Annotated in this window: 20 protein-coding genes; 13 read left to right on the plus strand and 7 right to left on the minus strand. The window is 57.8% G+C overall.

The window, feature by feature from the left end:
- Nucleotides 1–151: 151 nt before the first annotated feature.
- The 3 genes from ACQ4N7_RS13875 (at nucleotide 152) to ACQ4N7_RS13885 (ending at nucleotide 2,259) form a co-directional block, all read left to right on the plus strand.
- On the plus strand, nucleotides 152–373 hold the full coding sequence (locus tag ACQ4N7_RS13875) for a hypothetical protein (protein ID WP_430712100.1): 222 nt from the start codon (nucleotides 152–154) through the stop codon (nucleotides 371–373).
- Between the two features lie 131 nt (nucleotides 374–504).
- A complete protein-coding gene (gene queC, locus ACQ4N7_RS13880) occupies nucleotides 505–1,182 on the plus strand; it encodes a 7-cyano-7-deazaguanine synthase QueC (protein WP_430712101.1) in 678 nt (225 codons plus the stop codon).
- A 204-nt stretch (nucleotides 1,183–1,386) separates the two neighbouring features.
- The gene (locus tag ACQ4N7_RS13885) at nucleotides 1,387–2,259 is read left to right on the plus strand and encodes a phosphatidate cytidylyltransferase (protein WP_430712102.1); all 873 of its coding nucleotides are present in this window, start codon (nucleotides 1,387–1,389) and stop codon (nucleotides 2,257–2,259) included.
- On the opposite strand, the gene ACQ4N7_RS13890 is transcribed toward ACQ4N7_RS13885, so the two are convergent.
- The gene (locus tag ACQ4N7_RS13890; RefSeq protein WP_255534659.1) at nucleotides 2,256–2,387 is read right to left on the minus strand and encodes a hypothetical protein; all 132 of its coding nucleotides are present in this window, start codon (nucleotides 2,385–2,387) and stop codon (nucleotides 2,256–2,258) included. The two genes, ACQ4N7_RS13885 and ACQ4N7_RS13890, sit on opposite strands and share 4 nt — an antisense overlap.
- Nucleotides 2,388–2,555: 168 nt before the next feature.
- Between ACQ4N7_RS13890 and ACQ4N7_RS13895 the strand changes: the two genes are divergently transcribed.
- Together ACQ4N7_RS13895 and ACQ4N7_RS13900 are read left to right on the plus strand one after the other, a co-directional pair.
- Nucleotides 2,556–2,768: a prevent-host-death protein gene (locus ACQ4N7_RS13895; RefSeq protein WP_430712103.1), complete on the plus strand. Its 213-nt coding sequence runs from the start codon at nucleotides 2,556–2,558 to the stop codon at nucleotides 2,766–2,768.
- A 47-nt stretch (nucleotides 2,769–2,815) separates the two neighbouring features.
- Nucleotides 2,816–3,022, plus strand: coding sequence for a Txe/YoeB family addiction module toxin (locus ACQ4N7_RS13900; protein ID WP_430712197.1), 207 nt, complete (start codon nucleotides 2,816–2,818; stop codon nucleotides 3,020–3,022).
- A 14-nt stretch (nucleotides 3,023–3,036) separates the two neighbouring features.
- On the opposite strand, the gene arsJ is transcribed toward ACQ4N7_RS13900, so the two are convergent.
- Both arsJ and ACQ4N7_RS13910 read right to left on the minus strand, forming a co-directional pair.
- Nucleotides 3,037–4,284 carry an organoarsenical effux MFS transporter ArsJ gene (arsJ, locus tag ACQ4N7_RS13905; protein WP_430712104.1) on the minus strand — a complete coding sequence of 416 codons (1,248 nt, stop codon included), beginning with the start codon at nucleotides 4,282–4,284 and terminating at the stop codon, nucleotides 3,037–3,039.
- Between the two features lie 132 nt (nucleotides 4,285–4,416).
- Nucleotides 4,417–5,424: an ArsJ-associated glyceraldehyde-3-phosphate dehydrogenase gene (locus ACQ4N7_RS13910; protein WP_430712105.1), complete on the minus strand. Its 1,008-nt coding sequence runs from the start codon at nucleotides 5,422–5,424 to the stop codon at nucleotides 4,417–4,419.
- 239 nt (nucleotides 5,425–5,663) lie between these two features.
- On the opposite strand from ACQ4N7_RS13910, the gene ACQ4N7_RS13915 reads away from it, so the two are divergent.
- Entirely contained in the window at nucleotides 5,664–5,933 is a 270-nt protein-coding gene (locus ACQ4N7_RS13915; protein WP_430712106.1) for a Uma2 family endonuclease, read from the plus strand.
- Nucleotides 5,934–6,007: 74 nt separating this feature from the next.
- Here ACQ4N7_RS13915 and ACQ4N7_RS13920 read toward each other — a convergent pair whose 3' ends face one another.
- Nucleotides 6,008–9,979 carry a hydantoinase B/oxoprolinase family protein gene (locus ACQ4N7_RS13920; protein ID WP_430712107.1) on the minus strand — a complete coding sequence of 1,324 codons (3,972 nt, stop codon included), beginning with the start codon at nucleotides 9,977–9,979 and terminating at the stop codon, nucleotides 6,008–6,010.
- A 168-nt stretch (nucleotides 9,980–10,147) separates the two neighbouring features.
- Between ACQ4N7_RS13920 and fcl the strand changes: the two genes are divergently transcribed.
- The gene (fcl, locus tag ACQ4N7_RS13925; RefSeq protein ID WP_430712108.1) at nucleotides 10,148–11,101 is read left to right on the plus strand and encodes a GDP-L-fucose synthase; all 954 of its coding nucleotides are present in this window, start codon (nucleotides 10,148–10,150) and stop codon (nucleotides 11,099–11,101) included.
- A gap of 142 nt (nucleotides 11,102–11,243) precedes the next feature.
- Here fcl and ACQ4N7_RS13930 read toward each other — a convergent pair whose 3' ends face one another.
- Together ACQ4N7_RS13930 and ACQ4N7_RS13935 are read right to left on the minus strand one after the other, a co-directional pair.
- Nucleotides 11,244–11,435 carry a hypothetical protein gene (locus ACQ4N7_RS13930; protein WP_430712109.1) on the minus strand — a complete coding sequence of 64 codons (192 nt, stop codon included), beginning with the start codon at nucleotides 11,433–11,435 and terminating at the stop codon, nucleotides 11,244–11,246.
- Nucleotides 11,436–11,502: 67 nt separating this feature from the next.
- Nucleotides 11,503–12,075, minus strand: coding sequence for a pilus assembly FimT family protein (locus ACQ4N7_RS13935; RefSeq protein WP_430712110.1), 573 nt, complete (start codon nucleotides 12,073–12,075; stop codon nucleotides 11,503–11,505).
- A 272-nt stretch (nucleotides 12,076–12,347) separates the two neighbouring features.
- On the opposite strand from ACQ4N7_RS13935, the gene ACQ4N7_RS13940 reads away from it, so the two are divergent.
- The 4 genes from ACQ4N7_RS13940 (at nucleotide 12,348) to ACQ4N7_RS13955 (ending at nucleotide 16,209) form a co-directional block, all read left to right on the plus strand.
- Nucleotides 12,348–13,457, plus strand: a complete 1,110-nt coding sequence (locus ACQ4N7_RS13940) for an S-(hydroxymethyl)glutathione dehydrogenase/class III alcohol dehydrogenase (RefSeq protein ID WP_430712111.1) — start codon at nucleotides 12,348–12,350, stop codon at nucleotides 13,455–13,457.
- A 291-nt stretch (nucleotides 13,458–13,748) separates the two neighbouring features.
- Nucleotides 13,749–14,600 carry an S-formylglutathione hydrolase gene (gene fghA / locus ACQ4N7_RS13945; RefSeq protein ID WP_430712112.1) on the plus strand — a complete coding sequence of 284 codons (852 nt, stop codon included), beginning with the start codon at nucleotides 13,749–13,751 and terminating at the stop codon, nucleotides 14,598–14,600.
- Nucleotides 14,601–14,649: 49 nt separating this feature from the next.
- Nucleotides 14,650–15,219 carry a DUF4168 domain-containing protein gene (locus ACQ4N7_RS13950; protein WP_430712113.1) on the plus strand — a complete coding sequence of 190 codons (570 nt, stop codon included), beginning with the start codon at nucleotides 14,650–14,652 and terminating at the stop codon, nucleotides 15,217–15,219.
- A gap of 384 nt (nucleotides 15,220–15,603) precedes the next feature.
- Complete coding sequence (locus ACQ4N7_RS13955) at nucleotides 15,604–16,209, plus strand: TetR/AcrR family transcriptional regulator (RefSeq protein ID WP_106872490.1); 606 nt, start codon at nucleotides 15,604–15,606, stop codon at nucleotides 16,207–16,209.
- 70 nt (nucleotides 16,210–16,279) lie between these two features.
- Here ACQ4N7_RS13955 and ACQ4N7_RS13960 read toward each other — a convergent pair whose 3' ends face one another.
- Entirely contained in the window at nucleotides 16,280–16,966 is a 687-nt protein-coding gene (locus ACQ4N7_RS13960; protein WP_430712114.1) for a glutathione binding-like protein, read from the minus strand.
- A gap of 335 nt (nucleotides 16,967–17,301) precedes the next feature.
- Between ACQ4N7_RS13960 and ACQ4N7_RS13965 the strand changes: the two genes are divergently transcribed.
- Together ACQ4N7_RS13965 and ACQ4N7_RS13970 are read left to right on the plus strand one after the other, a co-directional pair.
- Complete coding sequence (locus ACQ4N7_RS13965) at nucleotides 17,302–18,063, plus strand: hypothetical protein (protein ID WP_430712115.1); 762 nt, start codon at nucleotides 17,302–17,304, stop codon at nucleotides 18,061–18,063.
- Between the two features lie 152 nt (nucleotides 18,064–18,215).
- Nucleotides 18,216–18,905 carry a DUF4079 domain-containing protein gene (locus ACQ4N7_RS13970; protein ID WP_430712116.1) on the plus strand — a complete coding sequence of 230 codons (690 nt, stop codon included), beginning with the start codon at nucleotides 18,216–18,218 and terminating at the stop codon, nucleotides 18,903–18,905.
- The last annotated feature ends 255 nt before the right edge of the window (nucleotides 18,906–19,160 follow it).

Consider the following 19,160-nt stretch of genomic DNA (forward strand, 5'->3'; position numbering starts at 1 on the left):
CGGAGTTGTTTGCTCAGGTGCGCTCACTGGTGAACACGGCTCGCCGTCAAGGCATTTCTGCCTTCGAGGCTATTTCTCGTGCCCTTACCTCACAGCAGGCTGATTGGCTACTGAGTTGAGCAATTACCCTCAAGCTTTTCTCCCCTCCACCTTGAATAACCCTGCACTGCAAGTCACCATCGAACCTGCCGCCGAGCCGGGCCGCGAGGTCATTCGCATCTTGGTCATCGGCAGCGCCCACGGCGTCGAGCGCATCATCCACGAGCTTTACCGCCTGGGCTTTGCCGAAGTGCGAGAGTGGAGCAAACCCCAGCCCACCGGGCGCATCAACGAAATCATGCGCGTACTCACCCGCTACGTGCTGGTCGAGTAGCGCCAGGACGCTCAATGCAACCCCGCTCTGCCCTAATTTCAGTGACCCTTTAGAATTGAGGGCTGAACCTTACGCTCTGGCTCTTGGCCAAGAGAATGGTTTTGCCCAGTGCCCCAGGAGAACGTTTACCCATGTCTCAGCCCACCCCCAAGGCCGTTGTGCTGCTCTCCGGTGGTCTCGACTCGGCTACCGCTGCCGCCCAGGCGATCGCAGATGGCTACAACCTGGTGGCCCTCTCGTTTAACTACGGCCAGCGGCACCAGCGCGAATTGGAGGCCGCAAAGGCGGTGGCAAAGCATTTTGCGATCGCAGATCACCACTTTATTGATGTCAACCTGGCCCAGTGGGGCGCATCGTCGCTCACCGACCTGGCCCAGCCGCTGCCCCAGGACGGTATTGAGGCGGGCATTCCCTCCACCTACGTGCCGGGGCGCAACACGGTCTTTATTGCCCTCGCCCTGGCCCTGGCCGAAGCCAAGGGGGCCGAGGCGGTGTACCTGGGCATCAATGCGGTCGATTACTCCGGCTATCCCGACTGTCGGCCTGAGTATCTGGCCGCCTTTCAACAGCTGGCCCAGCTCTCATCCAAAGCGGGGCTGGAGGGCCACGCGCCCAGGCTGGTTGCGCCCCTGGTAATGGATTCTAAAGTGGATATTGTGCGTCGCGCCGTAGCGCTGGGGGTGCCGATCGCCGCCACCTGGTCGTGCTACCAGGGTGGGGCTGCGCCCTGCGGCCGGTGTGACTCTTGCCGAATCCGCGATCGCGCCCTCATTGAGGCAGGCTACCCCGAGCTGGCGACCGCCAATTAGTCGCCCGACGAGCGGATGCGAGAGCAAATTTCAGCCAATACTATCTGCCTGGTTTTGACCATCACAGGCCAATCAGCTTAGTTTCTGCGGTGCTTGCGGGGTAATGTGGCACAGTGATAGTAGACAGTTAGCGTTTGCTACTGCCCACCGCTCGGGGGTAGCGCCCCAACTCAGCCCTCAGTTAATCCTTTTTTGCCCTCGCCTATGCCCTGGTCTCGAATCATTAGCGGACTCGTTGCGATCGTCGTGGCTTTGGCCATGATTGGGCTGGGGGGATGGTACTTTACCCTGGGGTTTGGCGTCCTGATCTTTTTGGGCCAGCTCGAAATTTTTGCCCTGGTCAAGGCTAAAGGCATTTTGCCAGCGGCCAAAACCACGCTGGTGGTGAGTCAGCTGTTGCTGATTATGGCGCATGTCTCCCCACCGCTGGCCGATGCCCTGCTGCCCCTGAGCGGCACGTTTATCTGTTTTTATCTGCTGTTTCAGCCCCAGGTGGCCACCATTGCCGATGTGGCCGCCTCCATTTTGGGCCTGTTTTACGGTGGCTATCTGCCCAGCTTTTGGGTACGGCTGCGCGACCTGGGCGACACCTCGGCCTCCTTACCCCTGGGCGGCTTCTGGCCCGAAACCTGGCCCCCGGCTCTGGAGGCGCTGCCCTACGGACTGGTGGTAACGCTGCTGGCCTTCGCCTGCATCTGGGCCTCCGATATTGGGGCCTACACCGCTGGAAAAATGATTGGCCGCACCCCGCTCTCCAACATCAGCCCCAAGAAAACGGTGGAAGGGGCGGCCTTTGGCATGTTGGGCAGCACGGTGGTAGCCCTGCTCGGCAGCTACTGGCTACAGTGGCCTCTCTGGCCTGCCACTGGTGCGGCCCTGGGCCTCATGGTTGGCATCTCCAGCCTGCTGGGCGACCTGACCGAATCGCTCATGAAACGCGACGCCGGGGTCAAAGACTCTGGAGCCCTCATCCCCGGCCACGGCGGCATTTTAGACCGCACCGACAGCTATGTGTTTACAGGGGCGCTGGTGTACTTCTTCGTCACCCTGCTGCTGCCCCTGCTACCCGCGAGTTAGCGGCCCCGCATTTCCCAAAAATTTAGCTCTTGACGAATGCGATCGCGCTCCTGAGGCTGCGCAAACCGCAGCTGATGACGCAGCTCACCAATCACCTGACGACGCTCGCTGGCAGACTTGTTCTCCATACCAATTTCCTCGAAAAAACTGTAGCTATAACTACAGTTTAGTGAACTAAATTCCCGAAACTCCCTCCCCTTACAATTCTTTGGGATGAGAGCTTACCGACGTTGGTTGAGCGGCCCCTCCACAACTCAGGTTGCTACACTACAGGCACACAGTCTCATGATCTAGCTATGCTTGACCCACAAGTTCAATACATCTCTAACGACAAGGGGGAGGTCACAGGCGTTATTCTGCCTGTTCAGCTATGGCAGAGTATTTTGGGTGAACTTGAGACTCAGCACTTGCTCAAAAGTGATGCCATGCGTCAGCGCTTACTAGAAGCTAAGCAACGTGGCGAGGGCATTGCCTTTGAAACTGCCCTCACTCAGCTAGGGCTAGAATGAAGCCGGTTGAATTTGACCCAAATGCCTTTGAAGACTTAGCCTGGTAGATTCAGAACGATCGCAAAACTGCCCTGCGGATTGTCAAGCTCATCCGAGAAATTCAGCGATCGCCCTTCACTGGGACAGGCAAGCCAGAACCCCTGAAGCATGAATTGCAGGGATGCTGGTCGAGGCGCATTACTCAAGAGCATCGTTTGGTCTACGAAGTCTGCGAAGACCAGGTTCGCATCTTGGCCTGCCGCTACCACTATTGATGGTTCTAAACAGCTCAAACCCCTACTGCACCTGAGGTTTTAGGATCGGGTAGCTGCGTCGTAATCAGCGCTGCCGCCAGCACAAACAGGCTCGACACCCACAGGCAGCCCACCAGCCCAAACCATTGGTAAAACAGGCCCGAGGTAATCGTGCCCAGCAGCCGCCCGCCCGAGTTAGCCATGTAGTAAAAGCCCACATTCAAGCTGACGTCTTTATCCTCGGTGTAGGCCAGCACCAGGTACGAGTGCACCGCCGAGTTAAACGCAAACACCACCCCAAACACAATCAACCCCCCCGTTACCGCAATGTCGCCGCGCAGCCCTGACATCAGCACCAGCGCAATCAGGGCCGGAATTGCGGTCAACATCGAAGTCCAAAACAGAATCGTTTTTGCCCTGGGCACCACCTTGCCGGTACTGTCTTTGCGCAACAGCTGCGGAGCCAAAAACTGCACTATGCCGTAGCCAATCACCCAAATCGCCATATAGGTGCCCACCTGCATAAACTGCCAGCCCAGCACCTCGTACAAAAACACCGGCAGCGCCACCACAAACCACACATCCCGCGAGCCAAACAAAAAGAACCGCGCCGCCGACAACACGTTGATCTCTCTGCTCTTAGAAAACAGCTGCCGAAACGGCACCTTTTTGCCAATCTTGCCCATCTCGGCGGGTAGCAATAGTCCCGACAGCAAAATCATCCCCAGCACTGCCGCCTGAATCCACAGCGCCGGGCGAAAGCCCACCCACTCCAGCAGAGCCGCCCCGACAAAAAAACCCACCCCCTTCAGCGCATTCTTTGACCCGGTCAGCACTGCCACCCACTTGAACAGCCGCGACGCTGCCGACCTGGGCACCACCAGGCGAATGGCGCTCTTAGAACTCATCTTGGTCAGATCCTTCGCGATGCCTGAGAACGCCTGGGCTACCATCACGTAGCCCACCTGCACCGGCACCAGCCAGTCGGGGTTCAAAAAGCTCAGCATCCCCAGGGCAAAAATTTGCAGGGCAATACCGCCGTACAGCGTTTGCCGAATCCCCACCTGAGAGCCAATCCAGCCGCCAAAAAAGTTTGTCACCACGCCAAACACTTCGTAGAAGAGAAACAGCATGGCAATCTCAAACGGCTGGTAGCCCAGCACGTGAAAGTGCAGCAGCACCAGCATCCGCAGGGCACCATCGGTGATGGTAAAGCCCCAATAGGCGGCAGTGATGATGGCGTAGTTGCGCAAGCTCTCAGGCTTGAAGGTAGAGGAGGTCATGGGTAGTCGGGTGGATGGGTGGGCGAGTAGATGGGTGGATCGGTATCCGTAGGGTGCATAACGCTAGGGCGAGGCTCCGCCAACGCGCAGCAATGCACCACAGAGTTCAGGTCTATCTTTTGAAGAATCGGTCTATAGACTCTGCGCCACCTTGCGGGCGAGTTCGGCCATCCGGCAGGAGTAGCCCCACTCGTTGTCGTACCAGGCGAGAATTTTGACCTGGGTGCCATCCACGACCATCGTGGAGAGGGCATCGATAATTGACGATCGCGGATCATCCTTGTAATCCACCGATACCAGGGGCCGGGTTTCGTAGCCGAGAATGCCGTGCAGGGGGCCATCAGCGGCGGCTTTGAGCAGCTGGTTGACTTCTTCAACAGTGGTGGGGCGATCGACCTCAAATACGCAGTCAGTGAGGGAGGCGTTCAACAGCGGTACGCGCACCGCCAGGCCGTTGAGCTTGCCCGCCAGTTCGGGGTAAATCATTGTGATGGCGGTGGCCGACCCCGTGCTGGTCGGAATCAGCGACATCCCCGTCGCTCTAGCGCGGCGCAGGTCTTTGTGGGGGGCATCCACAATGGTTTGGGTATTGGTATGGTCGTGGATGGTGGTGATCACGCCGTGGCGAATGCCCAACCCTTCGTGGATGACCTTGACCACTGGAGCCAGGCAGTTGGTGGTGCAGGAGGCGGCAGTCAGCAGATGATGTTCTGCCGGATTGTAGAGGCTGTCGTTGATGCCGTAGACCACGTTGAGCGCCCCCTCTTTTACCGGGGCAGCGACGATGACTTTTTTGACGCTGCGATCGCAGTAGGGGGCCAGAGATTCTGCGGTGCGAAACTTGCCGGAGCACTCCAGCACCAGGTCTACGCCGTAGTCAGCCCAGGGCACCTCGCCGGGGGACGCGCCGCTGCTGAAGCTAAGGGGGGTGCCGTCGATCGCAATTTTTTCACTGCCCACGACCTCTACTTCATGATTCCACCGCCCGTGGACGGAGTCGAACTTGAGCAGGTGCGCCGCTGCCTCAGCGCCGCCCTTGACTTCGTTGATGTGGACAAACTCAAGTTCTGGGAAGTCCCAGCCTGCCCGCAGCACCAGTCGCCCAATGCGACCAAATCCGTTAACGGCAACTCTAACCATGCGTTTTTCCCCGCCAAAATCCAAAGCAAACCATTCCGTGACCCGGATGAATCACGCCTGGCCAATCCGCTTTATTTCAAAAAAAGTTGATGCTTTGATTATTTCAAGAAAACTTGATTTGTCAAGTCGTTTGGACTACATCGCCTTGCTTTTAACGAGTGCAGGTTTGTGCATCCAAGGTCGTAGGTGTCGTGCAGTAAGCTAGTCCTATCAGTTCTAAAACCCTGGCGGGTGTTGAGATGGTGCAGGCTACAGAGCAACCCCTGAGCTTTGAGGCATTCATAGACTATAAGGCCATGGGCATTGCCGAATACTGGATCGTAGATTTTCGCGCCCTGGGAGCGGCACGGGTGATTGGCCAGCCCAAGCAGCCTACAATTACGCTCTGTACCCTTGGGGCCGATGGCTATCAATTAGAGCGATTTACTGGAAACGATCGCCTGGTTTCACCAACCTTTGAAGACCTGAGGCTAACAGCGCAGGACATCTTTAGAGCAGGTGCAGATTAGAAACTGGGCTTCTTTTGCGAGCTGTACGAGTTCGCTAACAATTTCTAAAAAGGAGCCCGGTTTCTGGTTGCATTTTACCCCGATCTATGCCCGTAACCACCGCCGCCAGGGGTCGCAATTTGAATGCAATCGCCCGGTTCCAGCACCACCGTTACCGGCCCCGGCAGCACCTCCACCTGGCCATCGGCGCGGATCACCCGGTTTTCGCCCACCTGCCCCGGCCGACCGCCCGCCAGGCCGAAGGGCGGTACCCGGCGATGGTTCGACAGAATCGCCGCCGTCATCGGTTCGCGAAATTCTAGGGTGCGCACAATGCCGTTGCCGCCCGCAAATTCCCCTGCCCCACCGCTGCCCTGGCGAATGGCAAACTCCCGCAGCAGCACCGGAAAGCGCCACTCTAGCACCTCGGGATCGGTCAGCCGCGAGTTGGTCATGTGGGTGTGCACCGCGTCGGTGCCACAGAAGCCGGGGCCAGCGCCGGAGCCACCGCAGATGGTTTCGTAGTACTGGTGGCGATCGCTGCCAAAGGTGAGGTTGTTCATGGTGCCCTGGGAAGCCGCGATCGCCCCCAGTGCCCCATACAGCGCATCGGTCACCGCCTGCGACACTTCTACATTGCCCGCCACCACCGCCGCCGGGTAGCGCGGGTTTAGCATTGAACCTTCAGGAATGACAATTTCCAACGGCTTCAGACAGCCCGCATTGAGGGGAATATCGTCATCCACCAGCGTTCTAAACACGTAGAGCACCGCCGCTTTGCACACTGCCGAGGGGGCGTTGAAGTTGCTGGGCTGCTGAGCAGACGTTCCAGTGAAGTCGATGCGGGCGCTGCGCTGCGCTCGGTTCACCGTGACCTGCACGGCGATCGCGCTGCCATTGTCCATGGGGTAGGTAAACTGGCCGTCGTGGAGGCGATCGATCACCCGCCGCACGCATTCTTCAGCGTTGTCTTGCACGTGCTGCATGTAGGTTTGCACAGTGTCGAGACCGTAGTGATCGACCAGCTTTTGCAGCTCTTGCACTCCTTTTTCGTTGGCTGCAATCTGCGCCTGCAAGTCGGCCACATTCTGCGTCGGGTTCCGCACGGGATAGGGAGATCTGGTGAGAATTTCCAGCAGTTCAGCTTCCAGAAACCGCCCCTGATCGACGAGTTGAATGTTGTCTAATAAAACCCCTTCTTCTTCAATGGAGGTGCTGTTTGAGGGCATTGAACCGGGGGTAATGCCGCCAATGTCGGCGTGGTGGCCGCGCGATGCAACGTAGAAGAGTGGGTGAGTGGATGGGTGGATAAGTGGATGGGTAGCGTTCCCTGAGCGGAGTCGAAGGGAGGGCGTGGATGGGTGGGTGTTGAATGTTAAGTGTTGAATGCCTTCTGGCTTCTGGCTTTCCTCAAAAAATACTGGCGTGATAACTGTAATATCTGGCAGGTGAGTGCCGCCGTTGTAGGGGTTATTTTGCAGGTAAACGTCGCCCGGTTGGAGGCGATCGCCCTTGGCCTCGATCAAACTTCGCACGCTCTCACCCATTGAGCCCAGGTGTACTGGAATGTGGGGCGCATTGGCGACGAGCTGACCGTTTTGATCAAACACCGCGCAGGAAAAATCGAGCCGCTCTTTGATATTTACTGAGTAGCTGGTGTTTTGCAGTGCGATTCCCATTTCTTCGGCTACGGCGCGAAAGAGGTTGTTGAAAATTTCCAGCAGAACGGGATCGGGGGGGGAGGTGGGTGCGTGGGTGCGTGGGTGCGTGGTGTTCCCTGAGCGGAGTCGAAGGGGGGCATCGATGGTTTTGGATTTTGAATTTTGAATTTTGAATTTTGAATTTGTAGCGTGGGTTGAGCTGATTTCCACTGAGCTACTATTCACAAGCTCTCCGCTGGCGAAACCCACGGAACTTGTACCTGAGGCTATTTTCTTCAATATCAAATGCCCTTTTGCGGTTAGGGTAGCGCTCCAGCCGGGTTCGATGACGTTGGTGCCGGTGGCTTCGATGATCAGGGCGGGGCCTGCGATCGCATCCCCCGGACACAAATCCTCGCGGTGATAGACCGGCGTATCGTGCCAAGCATCGGCGGTGTAGACGGGGACGGTGGCCTTGGGCACCAGCGGCGCGGTGCGGGTTCTGTGAACCTCGGGTTCGTCGGGGCTGTGGGTGTGGCCGATGACTTCGACCGCAGCCGTATCGACAATCAGCCGCTTAGTCTCCTGAGCAAAGCCGTAGCGCTGGCGGTGTAGGGCCGTGAACTGCGATCGCATCGCCTCTACCCCGGCAAAATCCACCATCAGCGTCGAATCGGTGCCCTCATACTTCAGCAGCAGCCGAGGCAAAACTTGAGGCAATTCAGACTGGGTGGCTGAGCTTGTCGAAGCCTGAATTTTGAACTTTGAATCTTGAACCTCAAACCCCTGCCGCCGCAATTCCGCCAGTCCTTTCTCCGCCAGCGATTCCACCACCTGTTGAATCTCGGGCAGTGTCTCTTCCCCCAGCGGCAGTTCGACCGATCGCTCATTCAGCGCCCGCACATCCGCCAGCCCCATGCCGTAGGCCGACAGCACCCCCGCGTAGGGGTGCAAAAACACCTCGCTCATGCCTAGGGCATCGGCAATCAGGCAGGCGTGCTGCCCCCCGGCCCCGCCAAAGCTGCACAGTACGTAGTCAGACACGTCGTAGCCCCGCTGCACCGAGATCTTTTTGATCGCGTTGGCCATTTTTTCGACCGCGATCGCCAAAAACCCTGCCGCCACCCGCTCAGGGCTGCGCACATCCCCCGTTGCCGCGCGGATCTCCTCCGCCAGGGCCGCAAACTTTTCCCGCACGACTTCGGCATCCAAAGGCTGATCGCCCTCCGGACCAAACACATGAGGAAAGAATTCGGGCTGGAGCTTGCCCACCATGACGTTGCAGTCGGTCACCGCCAGCGGCCCGCCGTGGCGGTAGCAGGCCGGCCCCGGATATGCCCCCGCCGACTCTGGCCCCACCCGGTAGCGGCTGCCGTCAAAGCTGACGATGGAGCCGCCCCCCGCCGCCACCGTGTGAATCGCCATCATCGGTGCCCGCAGCCGTACCCCGGCTACCTCAGTTTCAAAGGTGCGCTCGTACTCGCCCCGGTAGTGGGAGACATCCGTTGAGGTGCCGCCCATGTCGAAGCCAATCATGCGATCGTACCCGGCCTGGCGACTGGTCTGCACCGCGCCGACGACACCCCCCGCTGGGCCAGAGAGAATGCTGTCTTTGCCCTGAAACAGCGCTGCGTCGGTCAGGCCGCCGTTGGACTGCATGAACATTAACTTTGTCTGAGGCACAGCTAGCTGTGCCTCAGACAAAGGCATTAATTGCGCTGCCACCCTATCGACATAGCGGCGCAGAATCGGTGACAAATACGCATCTACTACTGTCGTATCGCCGCGGCTGACCAGTTTGATCAGGGGGCTGACCTGATGAGATAGGGAAATCTGGGTAAAGCCCACCTGGCGGGCGAGTTCCCCCAGGCGCAGCTCGTGGGCGGGGTAGCGGTAGCCATGCATGAGCGCGATCGCGCAGGCCCGCATCCCGTCATCGTAGGCTCGCTGAAGTTCCTGAACCAGGCGTTCTTCTTCCTCCGTTTGTAAAGGAAGCAGCACCTCCCCCTGGGCGCTGAGCCGTTCGTTGACCTCGATCGCCCGCTCGTAGAGCATCTCTGGCAGTTCAATGTGGCGGGCAAAGATGTTGGGGCGGTTCTGGTAGCCAATCCGGAGGGCATCGCGGAATCCTTTTGTGGTCAAGAGCAGGACGCGATCGCCCTTGCGCTCCAGCAGCGCATTGGTGGCCACGGTCGTCCCCATTTTTACCGCCTCGATCGCCTCGGCGGGAATCGTCTCATTTTTTCCCAGCCCCAGCAGGTCGCGAATGCCCTGAATGGGGGCATCGGCGTAGCGATCGGGGTTCTCAGACAGCAGCTTGTGGAGCAAAATCTGCCCGTCGGGGCGGCGGGCCACAATGTCGGTAAAGGTGCCGCCGCGATCGATCCAGAACTGCCAGCGCTGGCCAGGGGCATAAAATGGGAGCATAGCATCACGAGGTGGGGAAACTTGAGAGCAGCCTCAAGCCCATTGTGAACTACGGCTAAACTCTAAAGGCAACCTGTTGTCATCACCTACGGGCAATGCCAGACTCATGCCAATGGGGTTCAGCCATCTACATGAGTGCTCGTGTAATTGCTATTTCAACTAACTGTTATGGATACTCACTCTAAAATCTACGTTGCTGGCTCCCGTGGTCTGGTCGGTAGCGCCCTGGTCAGAACCCTTAAAGCCCAGGGGTATGAGAATTTGCTGCTGCGCTCCAGTCGGGAGCTAGACCTGCGCGATCAAGCCGCCGTGGATGAATTCTTTGCCACTGAAAAGCCCGACTATGTCTTTCTGGCCGCAGCCAGAGTCGGCGGCATCCAGGCCAACAACACCTACCGGGCCGAGTTTCTGTACGACAATTTGATGATTGAGGCCAACATCATCCACAGCGCCTACCGCCACGGGGCGCAAAAGCTGCTGTTTCTGGGGTCATCCTGCATTTACCCCAAGCTGTGCCCCCAGCCAATGAAAGAGGAATACCTGCTAACGGGGTTTCTAGAGCCGACCAATGAACCCTACGCGATCGCCAAAATTGCTGGCCTCAAACTTTGCGAAAACTACTGCCGCCAGTACGGGGTCAACTTTATCTCGGCCATGCCCACCAACCTCTACGGCCTCAACGACAACTTCGATCTGGCTAACTCCCACGTGCTGCCCGCCCTCATGCGCAAGTTTCACGAGGCTAAGGTGAACGGCGACCCTACCGTCACCGTATGGGGCACCGGCACCCCCCTGCGCGAGTTTTTGTACGTCGATGACCTGGCCGACGCCCTGGTATTTTTGATGAACACCTACAACGGCGTGGATTTCGTCAACGTTGGCACCGGGCAGGAAGTGTCGATCAAAGAGCTGGCTTTGACGATGCAGGCCGTGGTCGGCTACGAGGGTGAGCTGGTATTCGACACTAGCAAACCCGACGGCACCCCTCGCAAGCTGCTCGATGTGTCGCGGCTCAACGCAGCCGGCTGGCAGGCTAAAACCGACCTCAAAACCGGCATTGAGCAAACTTACGGTTGGTTCTTGCAGAGCTACGACTCTCTGCGCGGACGCGAAGCAGCCTAGACTCCAGGCTTCACGGGGCATAGCCGCCTCGGCTGCCAGGCTCAGGCAGGATGCCTATCCCACAAGAGAAAGCCAAACAGTTTCTATGGATTTGTGGGATAGCCGTCCCGGCTGTCCATCAGGCAACCCTTAGACGCAACCCTTAGACAGGGTTGCATTTGCCGCTGCGAATCAGGCCAACTCGGCGGGCGATCGCCTCATCCTGAGTAGCGTATGGCCCCCAAATTGGGCGCTGATCCTGGAGCCGCTCTCGGCTAATGCTCTCAGCCGAGAGCACCTGACAACTCCCGTCTTCTCCCTGCACCACGTACCAACCCTCGTTTCGTTCTGGCATTCCCACTCCCCAAACCACTCGTATCGCTAACCCATTAAACTCGGTTTTGCTCCAAATGAGTGGTGGGTTAGTAGCAAAAGCGTTCGTTGTCGTTGGCCCTAGCCTGTCCTTGTCCCTTGCGCAAAGCTCCTAGCACAGTCGAAACCACCACGCAGCGGTTGGTGTCCCGTTTACCAGAGATGGTGAGGGTAATGGTGCCCTGTTCACCGATGGCCTTTGACTTCAAATTGCCGTACATATCAAACCGGGTGTAGTGAATTCCCCCAGCCTTCGTGAGCGTGTTGTCAATATCGGCAAGTACAACGCCGTCTATTAAGGGCTGCCAGGTGGTGACCTGAGTGGCTGGAACAGCCTCAAGATGGTTGGCCCACTCAATGCGTCCATTGCGCTCGCGAATGCTGAAGCGGCGATCGCTGCGCTGCTGCATGGCATCGGCCTGGGTAACTCGCAGGGCCTGATACACCATATCGCGGGCTATATTGATCTGGCGCTGCTGCCAAAACCCAAAGAAGGAGGGAGCCGCGATCGCCACCAGCAGCCCAATAATTACCGCTACAATCAGCCCTTCGGTCAGCGTAAAACCAGCAGTCTGGAACTGCTCAGAAGACGGTTTGCGCGACCGTCGCAGCGATTCAATCATAGGTAGATGCACAGGAATTATTAGGCTTAAGATGCCCACCCGCTAAGAGGTTTGGCTGGGTACCCGGCGACATCAGCCATTGTGCCGGGGAATGTCTGAAAAGGCTGACACATGGCTCAAGGTCCACAAAGTCGGTAAGCTGACTAAGGTATTGCAATGGCTCTTTAGCGTTCCGGCTCAGGGCTAGCCCAAGTGAGCCTCACCTCTGCTAGGGGTCTGCATTGGTCATTGGCAAACACCGTCATTTCAACTGCCCAAAGGAGATTTTGCCCGTGGATGTTAGAGCCGCCGTTGCCCTTGGCCCAGGCCAGCCCCTCACCGTCGAAACCGTTCAGCTCGAAGGGCCGCGCGAGGGTGAAGTGCTAGTTGAAATCAAAGCCACCGGCATTTGCCACACCGATGCCTACACTCTCTCCGGCAAAGACCCAGAAGGGCTGTTCCCAGCGGTGCTTGGGCACGAAGGGGCCGGAGTTGTAGCCGAAGTCGGCCCCGGCGTCACCAGCCTCAAGCCCGGCGATCACGTGATTCCGCTGTATGTGCCCGAGTGCCGCCAGTGCGAGTACTGCCTGAGTTTTAAGACCAACCTTTGCCAAGCCATTCGTCTCACCCAGGGGCGCGGCCTCATGCCCGATGGCACCAGCCGCTTTTCCCTGGGAGGCGAGCCGCTGTTCCACTACATGGGCACCTCCACTTTTTCGAACTACACCGTGGTGCCTGAGATTGCCCTGGCCAAAATTCGCCCCGATGCCCCCTTTGAGAAAGTCTGCTACATCGGCTGCGGCGTTACCACCGGCATTGGCGCGGTGATCAACACCGCCAAAGTCGAGCCGGGGGCCAATGTGGTGGTGTTTGGCCTCGGCGGCATTGGCCTCAACGTCATCCAGGGCTGCCGCATGGTGGGGGCCAACAAAATCATTGGCGTTGATATCAACCCCAGCAAAAAAGAGCTGGCCGAAAAATTCGGCATGACCCACTTCGTCAACCCCAAAGAGGTTGAAGGCGACCTGGTGCCCTACCTGGTCGAGCTAACCGGCGGCGGGGCCGACTACAGCTTTGAGTGCGTCGGCAACGTCAACCTCATGCGCCAGGCGCTGGAGTGCTGCCACAAGGGCTGGGGGGTGAGCGTAATTGTCGGCGTCGCGGCGGCGGGCGAAGAAATCAGCACCCGTCCCTTTCAGCTTGTCACCGGGCGCGAGTGGAAAGGGACCGCCTTTGGCGGAGCCAGGGGCCGCACCGACGTACCCAAAATTGTGGACTGGTACATGGACGGCAAAATCAATATTGATGACCTGATCACCCACGTGATGCCGCTCGACGAGATCAACACCGCCTTTGACCTCATGCACCGGGGCGAAAGCATCCGCAGCGTCGTGACCTTCTAGGCACTCCTATCGCATCTTCGGTGTTAAGAACTGCCCAACCTAGTGGTCTGTCAGACCTGAAATTGTAGGTTGGGTGGCGCGATCGCAGAACCCAACAAGGTTGACTATTTCCTGACCCTAGGGAGCAGGTGAGCTAGGGAGCCAAGCGCGCCAAAACGGTGGTTACATGACGGCCTTCGAGTACTAGGCATCCCTCATGCCCGGAGGTCAGAAGTCATCACACAACCCATCCACCCGCTTACCTACCTAGCCACCTACCCGCCTACCCATCCACCCACCACCCATCCACCCATGCCCCTCACCCTCCACAACCAGCACGCCTGCTTTGGCGGCACCGTGGGCTACTACAGCCACCCCTCGATCGCCTGCAACTGCGAGATGCGGTTTGCGGTGTTTGTGCCACCCCAGGCGGAGGCTGGCCCGGTGCCGGTGTTGTTTTACCTGTCGGGGTTGACCTGCACCGAAGACAACTTCACCAGCAAGGCCGGGGCGCAGCGCTACGCGGCGGAACACGGGCTGATGCTGGTGGCTCCCGACACCAGCCCGCGCGGCGAAGGGGTTCCCGACGAAGCCGATGCCTGGGACTTTGGCACCGGGGCTGGGTTTTACGTGGATGCGACGGAAGCGCCCTGGAGCACTCACTACAACATGTATAGCTATGTGGTTGAGGAGCTGCCCGCGCTGATTGTCGACAATTTTGCTATTCGAGCCGATCGCATGGGTATTTTTGGCCACTCCATGGGGGGGCACGGGGCGCTGGTGTGCGGGCTACGCAACCCCGAGCGGTTCAAATCTATTTCGGCCTTTGCCCCGATCGCGGCCCCCTCCCAGTGCCCCTGGGGGCAAAAGGCGTTTTCGGGCTATTTGGGCTCAGATTCCGATAGCTGGAAGGCCTACGACGCTACCGAACTGGTAAAAACCTGTGCCCAGCCTGAACGCACCATTTTGATTGACCAGGGCACAGCCGATCCGTTTCTGGCGCAGAACCAGCTGCTGCCCGAAGTATTCGAGGCGGCCTGTAAGGAAGCGGGGCAACCCTTAATTTTACGCATGCAGCCTGGGTACGATCACGGCTACTTTTTTATTGCATCCTGTATGGCCGACCACCTGCGTCACCATGCCGATGTGCTAACAAAAAGCTAGGCTAGGGAAGAATTTTTAGGCCGACGTTTCGCGTAATCAGGAGACCCGTATGGTGAACTATTGTGCTGCTGCCCTACTCGTAATGCTGGCGTGGCTGATTCCAGGAGCGGCCTGGGCCAGCCCTGCTGCTCCGCTGCTGGCCCAGGCGGCCAGTGTTGAGGTGGTTGACGTCACCCCAGCCGCGATCAGCGACAGCGACATTCCCACCTTTGCTAAGGCCTATCAAGAGGTGCAGCTTCTGCGGATGCAGGCCGAACGGGAGATGGTCAAGGCGGTTGAAGACGAAGGGCTGGGTATTGAGCGGTTTAATGCGATCGCAGAAACCCAGCTCAGTGGCGGTGCCGAAAGCCCTGAAGACATGGCCAAAGTAGCTGAAAAGGCCAAGATCTCAAAAAAAGAAAACAAGCAGTTTAAGGCCGCTGTAGACCGCATTATCGCCATTCGGCAAGATACCGAAGCGGAGATGGAAAAAGCCATTGAAGCCGATGGTATGACGATTGACACCTTCAACAGCATTCTGGAGCAGTCTGCTGACGACAACGACCTGAAGCGAAAGATTAGCGATGAGATTGTGAAGCAGACCCTGGTGACAGCAGACTCGGCTGCCCAGGCTGAATAAGGGTCTTGTGGCTGGCAAATCCTAAGGGGTCAAAGCCGAAGTCCATCCCTAGTGCAGCGTCAATGATAAGGATTAGGGTGCCGTAGAGTGCATAACGCTAAGGCGAGGCTCTGCCAACGCGCAGCAATGCACCGTGAGGAGAGCCATTCCAAGCATAGCCTTACCCTAAATTTCAGTCTTGACAGAGCACTAGGTCAAAAACGGGCTATCTCGTAGGGGCAAACGCCGTTTGCCCCCTCACTTGCAAACCTCAATCGAATTCAAGATTAGGAGTAGTTATCTCAGGTTTTATGAGGTTATGTAAACCTCGCCCTGAGCCTCAAGATTATGGCGTCACAATGGCCTCAAGCGCTCCCTTGCGCTCTCCTTTAGAGGGCTATGATCATGGTGCCTTTCTTTAAAGCCGCCGCCGAAGTCGATACCGAAACTAAGATTTTGCAGGCGGCGCTGAAGCTGTTTGCCAAGCGAGGGTACGGAGCCACCACCACTCGCGAACTGGCGCAGGTGGCGGGGGTAGCCGAAGGCACCCTATTTCGCCACTTTGAGAATAAGAAAGCCATTCTGGTCGCGGTCGCCAGCCAGGGCTGGGTCGAAATTCTCACCGATCTGCTGACTGAGCTGAGCGAAATGGCCAGCTACAAGGCGATCGGCCAGGTGATGCAGCGGCGCATGCTCAATTTGCAAAAAAATTCGGCCCTGATGCGGGTTTGCTTTATGGAGGCGCAGTTTCACCCCGAGCTGCGCGAGCAGATTCAGACCGAAGTGATCGGTAAGATGATCGATGTCGCCGAGGCCTTCTTTCAAACCGCCATGGATCGCGGCGTCTACCGCCCCATGAACGCCCGCATGGTGGCGCGAGTGTTTTTGGGCATGTTTACCGTCGCCGGTTTCAGCCAAGACACCCTCGGCGACGAAGCTGCCTCGCCCCAGTCGATGAAAGACCTGGCCGAGTGTTTGACCGATATTTTCCTGAATGGAGTGCTGGTCTAAGGCAGCCGAAAGGCGCTGACGGTAAGGAGGCGTTTCCTTCGACTCCGCTCAGGAAACGCCTCTTGATTTTTTACCGTCTGCCCTGGCCAAACAAAATCTTTTTCGCCTCGTCGGTCATGGTCGATTCGGAGCTAATGGTTTTGGCGATGTCGTAGGCTCGCTGCACGGCTGGTCGGGCCTGGATGGCGTCGAACCAGCGCTTTAGATTGGGAAAATCCTCCAGGTTTTGCTGCTGGGTTTGGTAGGGCACAATCCAGGGGTAGCAGGCCATGTCGGCGATCGAGTAGTCGCCCGCAATGAACTCACGCCCTTCAAGCTGGGTGTCGAGTACACCGTAGAGGCGCTCGGTTTCTTTGACGTAGCGGTTGATGGCGTAGGGAATTTTTTCGGGGGCGTAGCTGCCGAAGTGGTGGTTTTGGCCGAGCATTGGCCCCAGCCCGCCCATCTGCCAGAACAGCCACTGCATGACGCTGGCGCGATCGCGCAATCCCGTAGGCAAAAACTGCCCCGTCTTCTCGCCCAGATACTGCAAAATGGCCCCCGACTCAAACAGGCTCAGGGGTGCGCCGCCATCGGCAGGCTCGTGATCGACGATGGCGGGGATGCGATTGTTGGGGGCAATTTTAAGAAAGTCGGGGGCGAACTGCTCGCCCTTGCCGATATGGATGGGCTTGATAGTGTAGTCTACGTCGGCCTCTTCAAGAAAAATGGTGATCTTGTGGCCGTTGGGGGTCGTCCAGTAGTACAGGTCGATCATGGAAAAGTGTCCTTAAAGCCAGAGCGCAGGGGCAGTTCAAATTAGCCTAACCGAGTCTGCTGGCCTTGTGGATCTTCAGACATAGTACATATGATCTATTGAGGCGTTATACTGAAGAATAGTCTCTAGCAAAAGGCGATGGTGCTGGCCGACCTGCGCTGGTTTCTGGCGTTCTCGCGTAGGCTGCTGGAGCGGGCTGAGGGGAATGCAACATTTCTTTCGATTTTGTTCCTTTGGAAATTACGATCTGGCCTTAGAATCAAGCGATGATTTCTGCCCCGTGCCCCGTAGCCTGGCCCAAACAAGCCGCGTTCAGCCTCAGAGGATGACTTTTTATGGCCATTATTGCTCTTAAAGCCTGGTATCTCGAAGCTTACGAGCCGGTGCGAGATCTGGAGAAGCGCCCCCACGACCTGCGGCTGAGCAAAAATAGCCTGCTGAAGTCGGCGCTGCGGGCCGATTTTCTAGACGACAGCGACGATGTCAAGCAGTCGGCCTGGTTTCAGCGCTACCTGGATGGCGAGACGGTGGAGTTTTACGTTGAGGGCAGCGGCGGCTATGCGATCGCCAATATCGATCTGACCAGCCACGAAATTTACTTCACCAAGCTAGAGGTCATGGCCCACCTGGAGCCCATCATCTACTTCTGCTACCAGCAGGAGTACGGCGAGTCGGCGGAGGTGCTGCACCAGGCGCTGACCGATGCCGTCGAAAATCTGAACAAGCGATCGCGGGTTGCTCTCACGCTGGAGGTGTCCAATCGCTTGAGCGACGGCCCGGCCCGGTTAAACAGCGCCCTGACTCGCAAAATTCGCAAATCGCTGCTGTTTGTCGCCGACGGCACCCCAATTACCTCGGTGGAGGGCAACACAACGCTGCTGGTGCCCAGCCCCAACGTGTGCGTGGAGATGGGCTACGCCCTGCAAGCCAAACCGCCAGAGCAAATTCTGCTGGCCCAGATGGAGCGCCCCGATATCGTTGGCCAGTACCCCTTTGACCTGCCCGCCCAAAACCGACTCACCTTTAAAACCAAGGGCGACATTGCCAAGCAGCTGCCCAAGGCGCTGGAGCAACACTTATCTCGCTTTAATCTTTGACCCTGGGGCGATCGCTACTGTAGGACCAGCAGAAGCACCTGACCAGAACCGGCGAACATCACGATTGTTAAGCGGATCACGGCGTGAGCCTGGGCTGGTGGCTTAAAGTAAGGAAAATTCTGCCCTAAGCGAGTTTGCCCCCAGGAAACCTTATGTTAGATACTCCAGACCTGCTGAGACTGCTGCATCCGTTTCTGGCCGTTACGGTGGTGATGCCGCTGATTGGTGTGGCCGTATACTTTGCCGTGCAAACCCGCCAGCGCCGACTGGCGGTTGCCAACAAAACCAAATCCACCATTGCCCCCGTTGTGGGCAAAGAGCACGTGCGGGTGGGGCAGTGGCTGGCTGGGGCGGTGGTGGGGCTGGTGCTGCTGGGGCTAGCTCACCCCATTTTCAAAACTATTCTGCGCGAAAATGCCTGGGCCGAAGACCCGTTTCGGGTGATCTTTGTGGTGGCTATGTACGGGTTGACCCTGGCGGCGCTGGTGCTGCTGTACCGTTCTAGCGCTCGCCACTGGCGAGCCATTTTTGCTACCCTCACAGGGATGGGCCTGTGGCTGCTGGGTATGCAGCCAGGCGTATTTCGGCGCGGCTACGAGTGGCAGGTCTCCCACTTTTACCTGGGTATGACAGCGGCCATGCTGATGATCTTTGCCCTCGCCACCCTGCCCGAAATTTACAAGTCAAAGCGCTGGCGGTTGACCCACGCGGTTCTCAACACCGTTGCCGTGCTGCTGTTCATTAGCCAGGGCGTTACCGGCGTGCGCGACCTGCTCGAAATTCCGCTGCACTGGCAAGAGCCCTTTATCTACCAGTGCGATTTTCAAAATAAGAGCTGCTGATACGAAATCTTGCCTGGCTACACCTGATTGGTTGAGGGCAAACCCCCGTTTACCCCTACAAGTTGGTCTGTTGGATATCGAGGATGTGGAATTTGGATTCGGTATGATACCGAATTCTGTCTGCAATGCCCCTACAAGATCTCCATTTTGAATCGGGTTTTTTCAAGGCGGATTTGCCATGAGAGAGCGATCGCCCCAAAGCTCACTGTGCTTAAGCACTCCATCTCTCGCTCAGTTCTATTACCAGGCGAGAAT

The sequence above is a fragment of the Nodosilinea sp. AN01ver1 genome (assembly GCF_050565655.1).
Taxonomy (GTDB): domain Bacteria; phylum Cyanobacteriota; class Cyanobacteriia; order Phormidesmidales; family Phormidesmidaceae; genus Nodosilinea.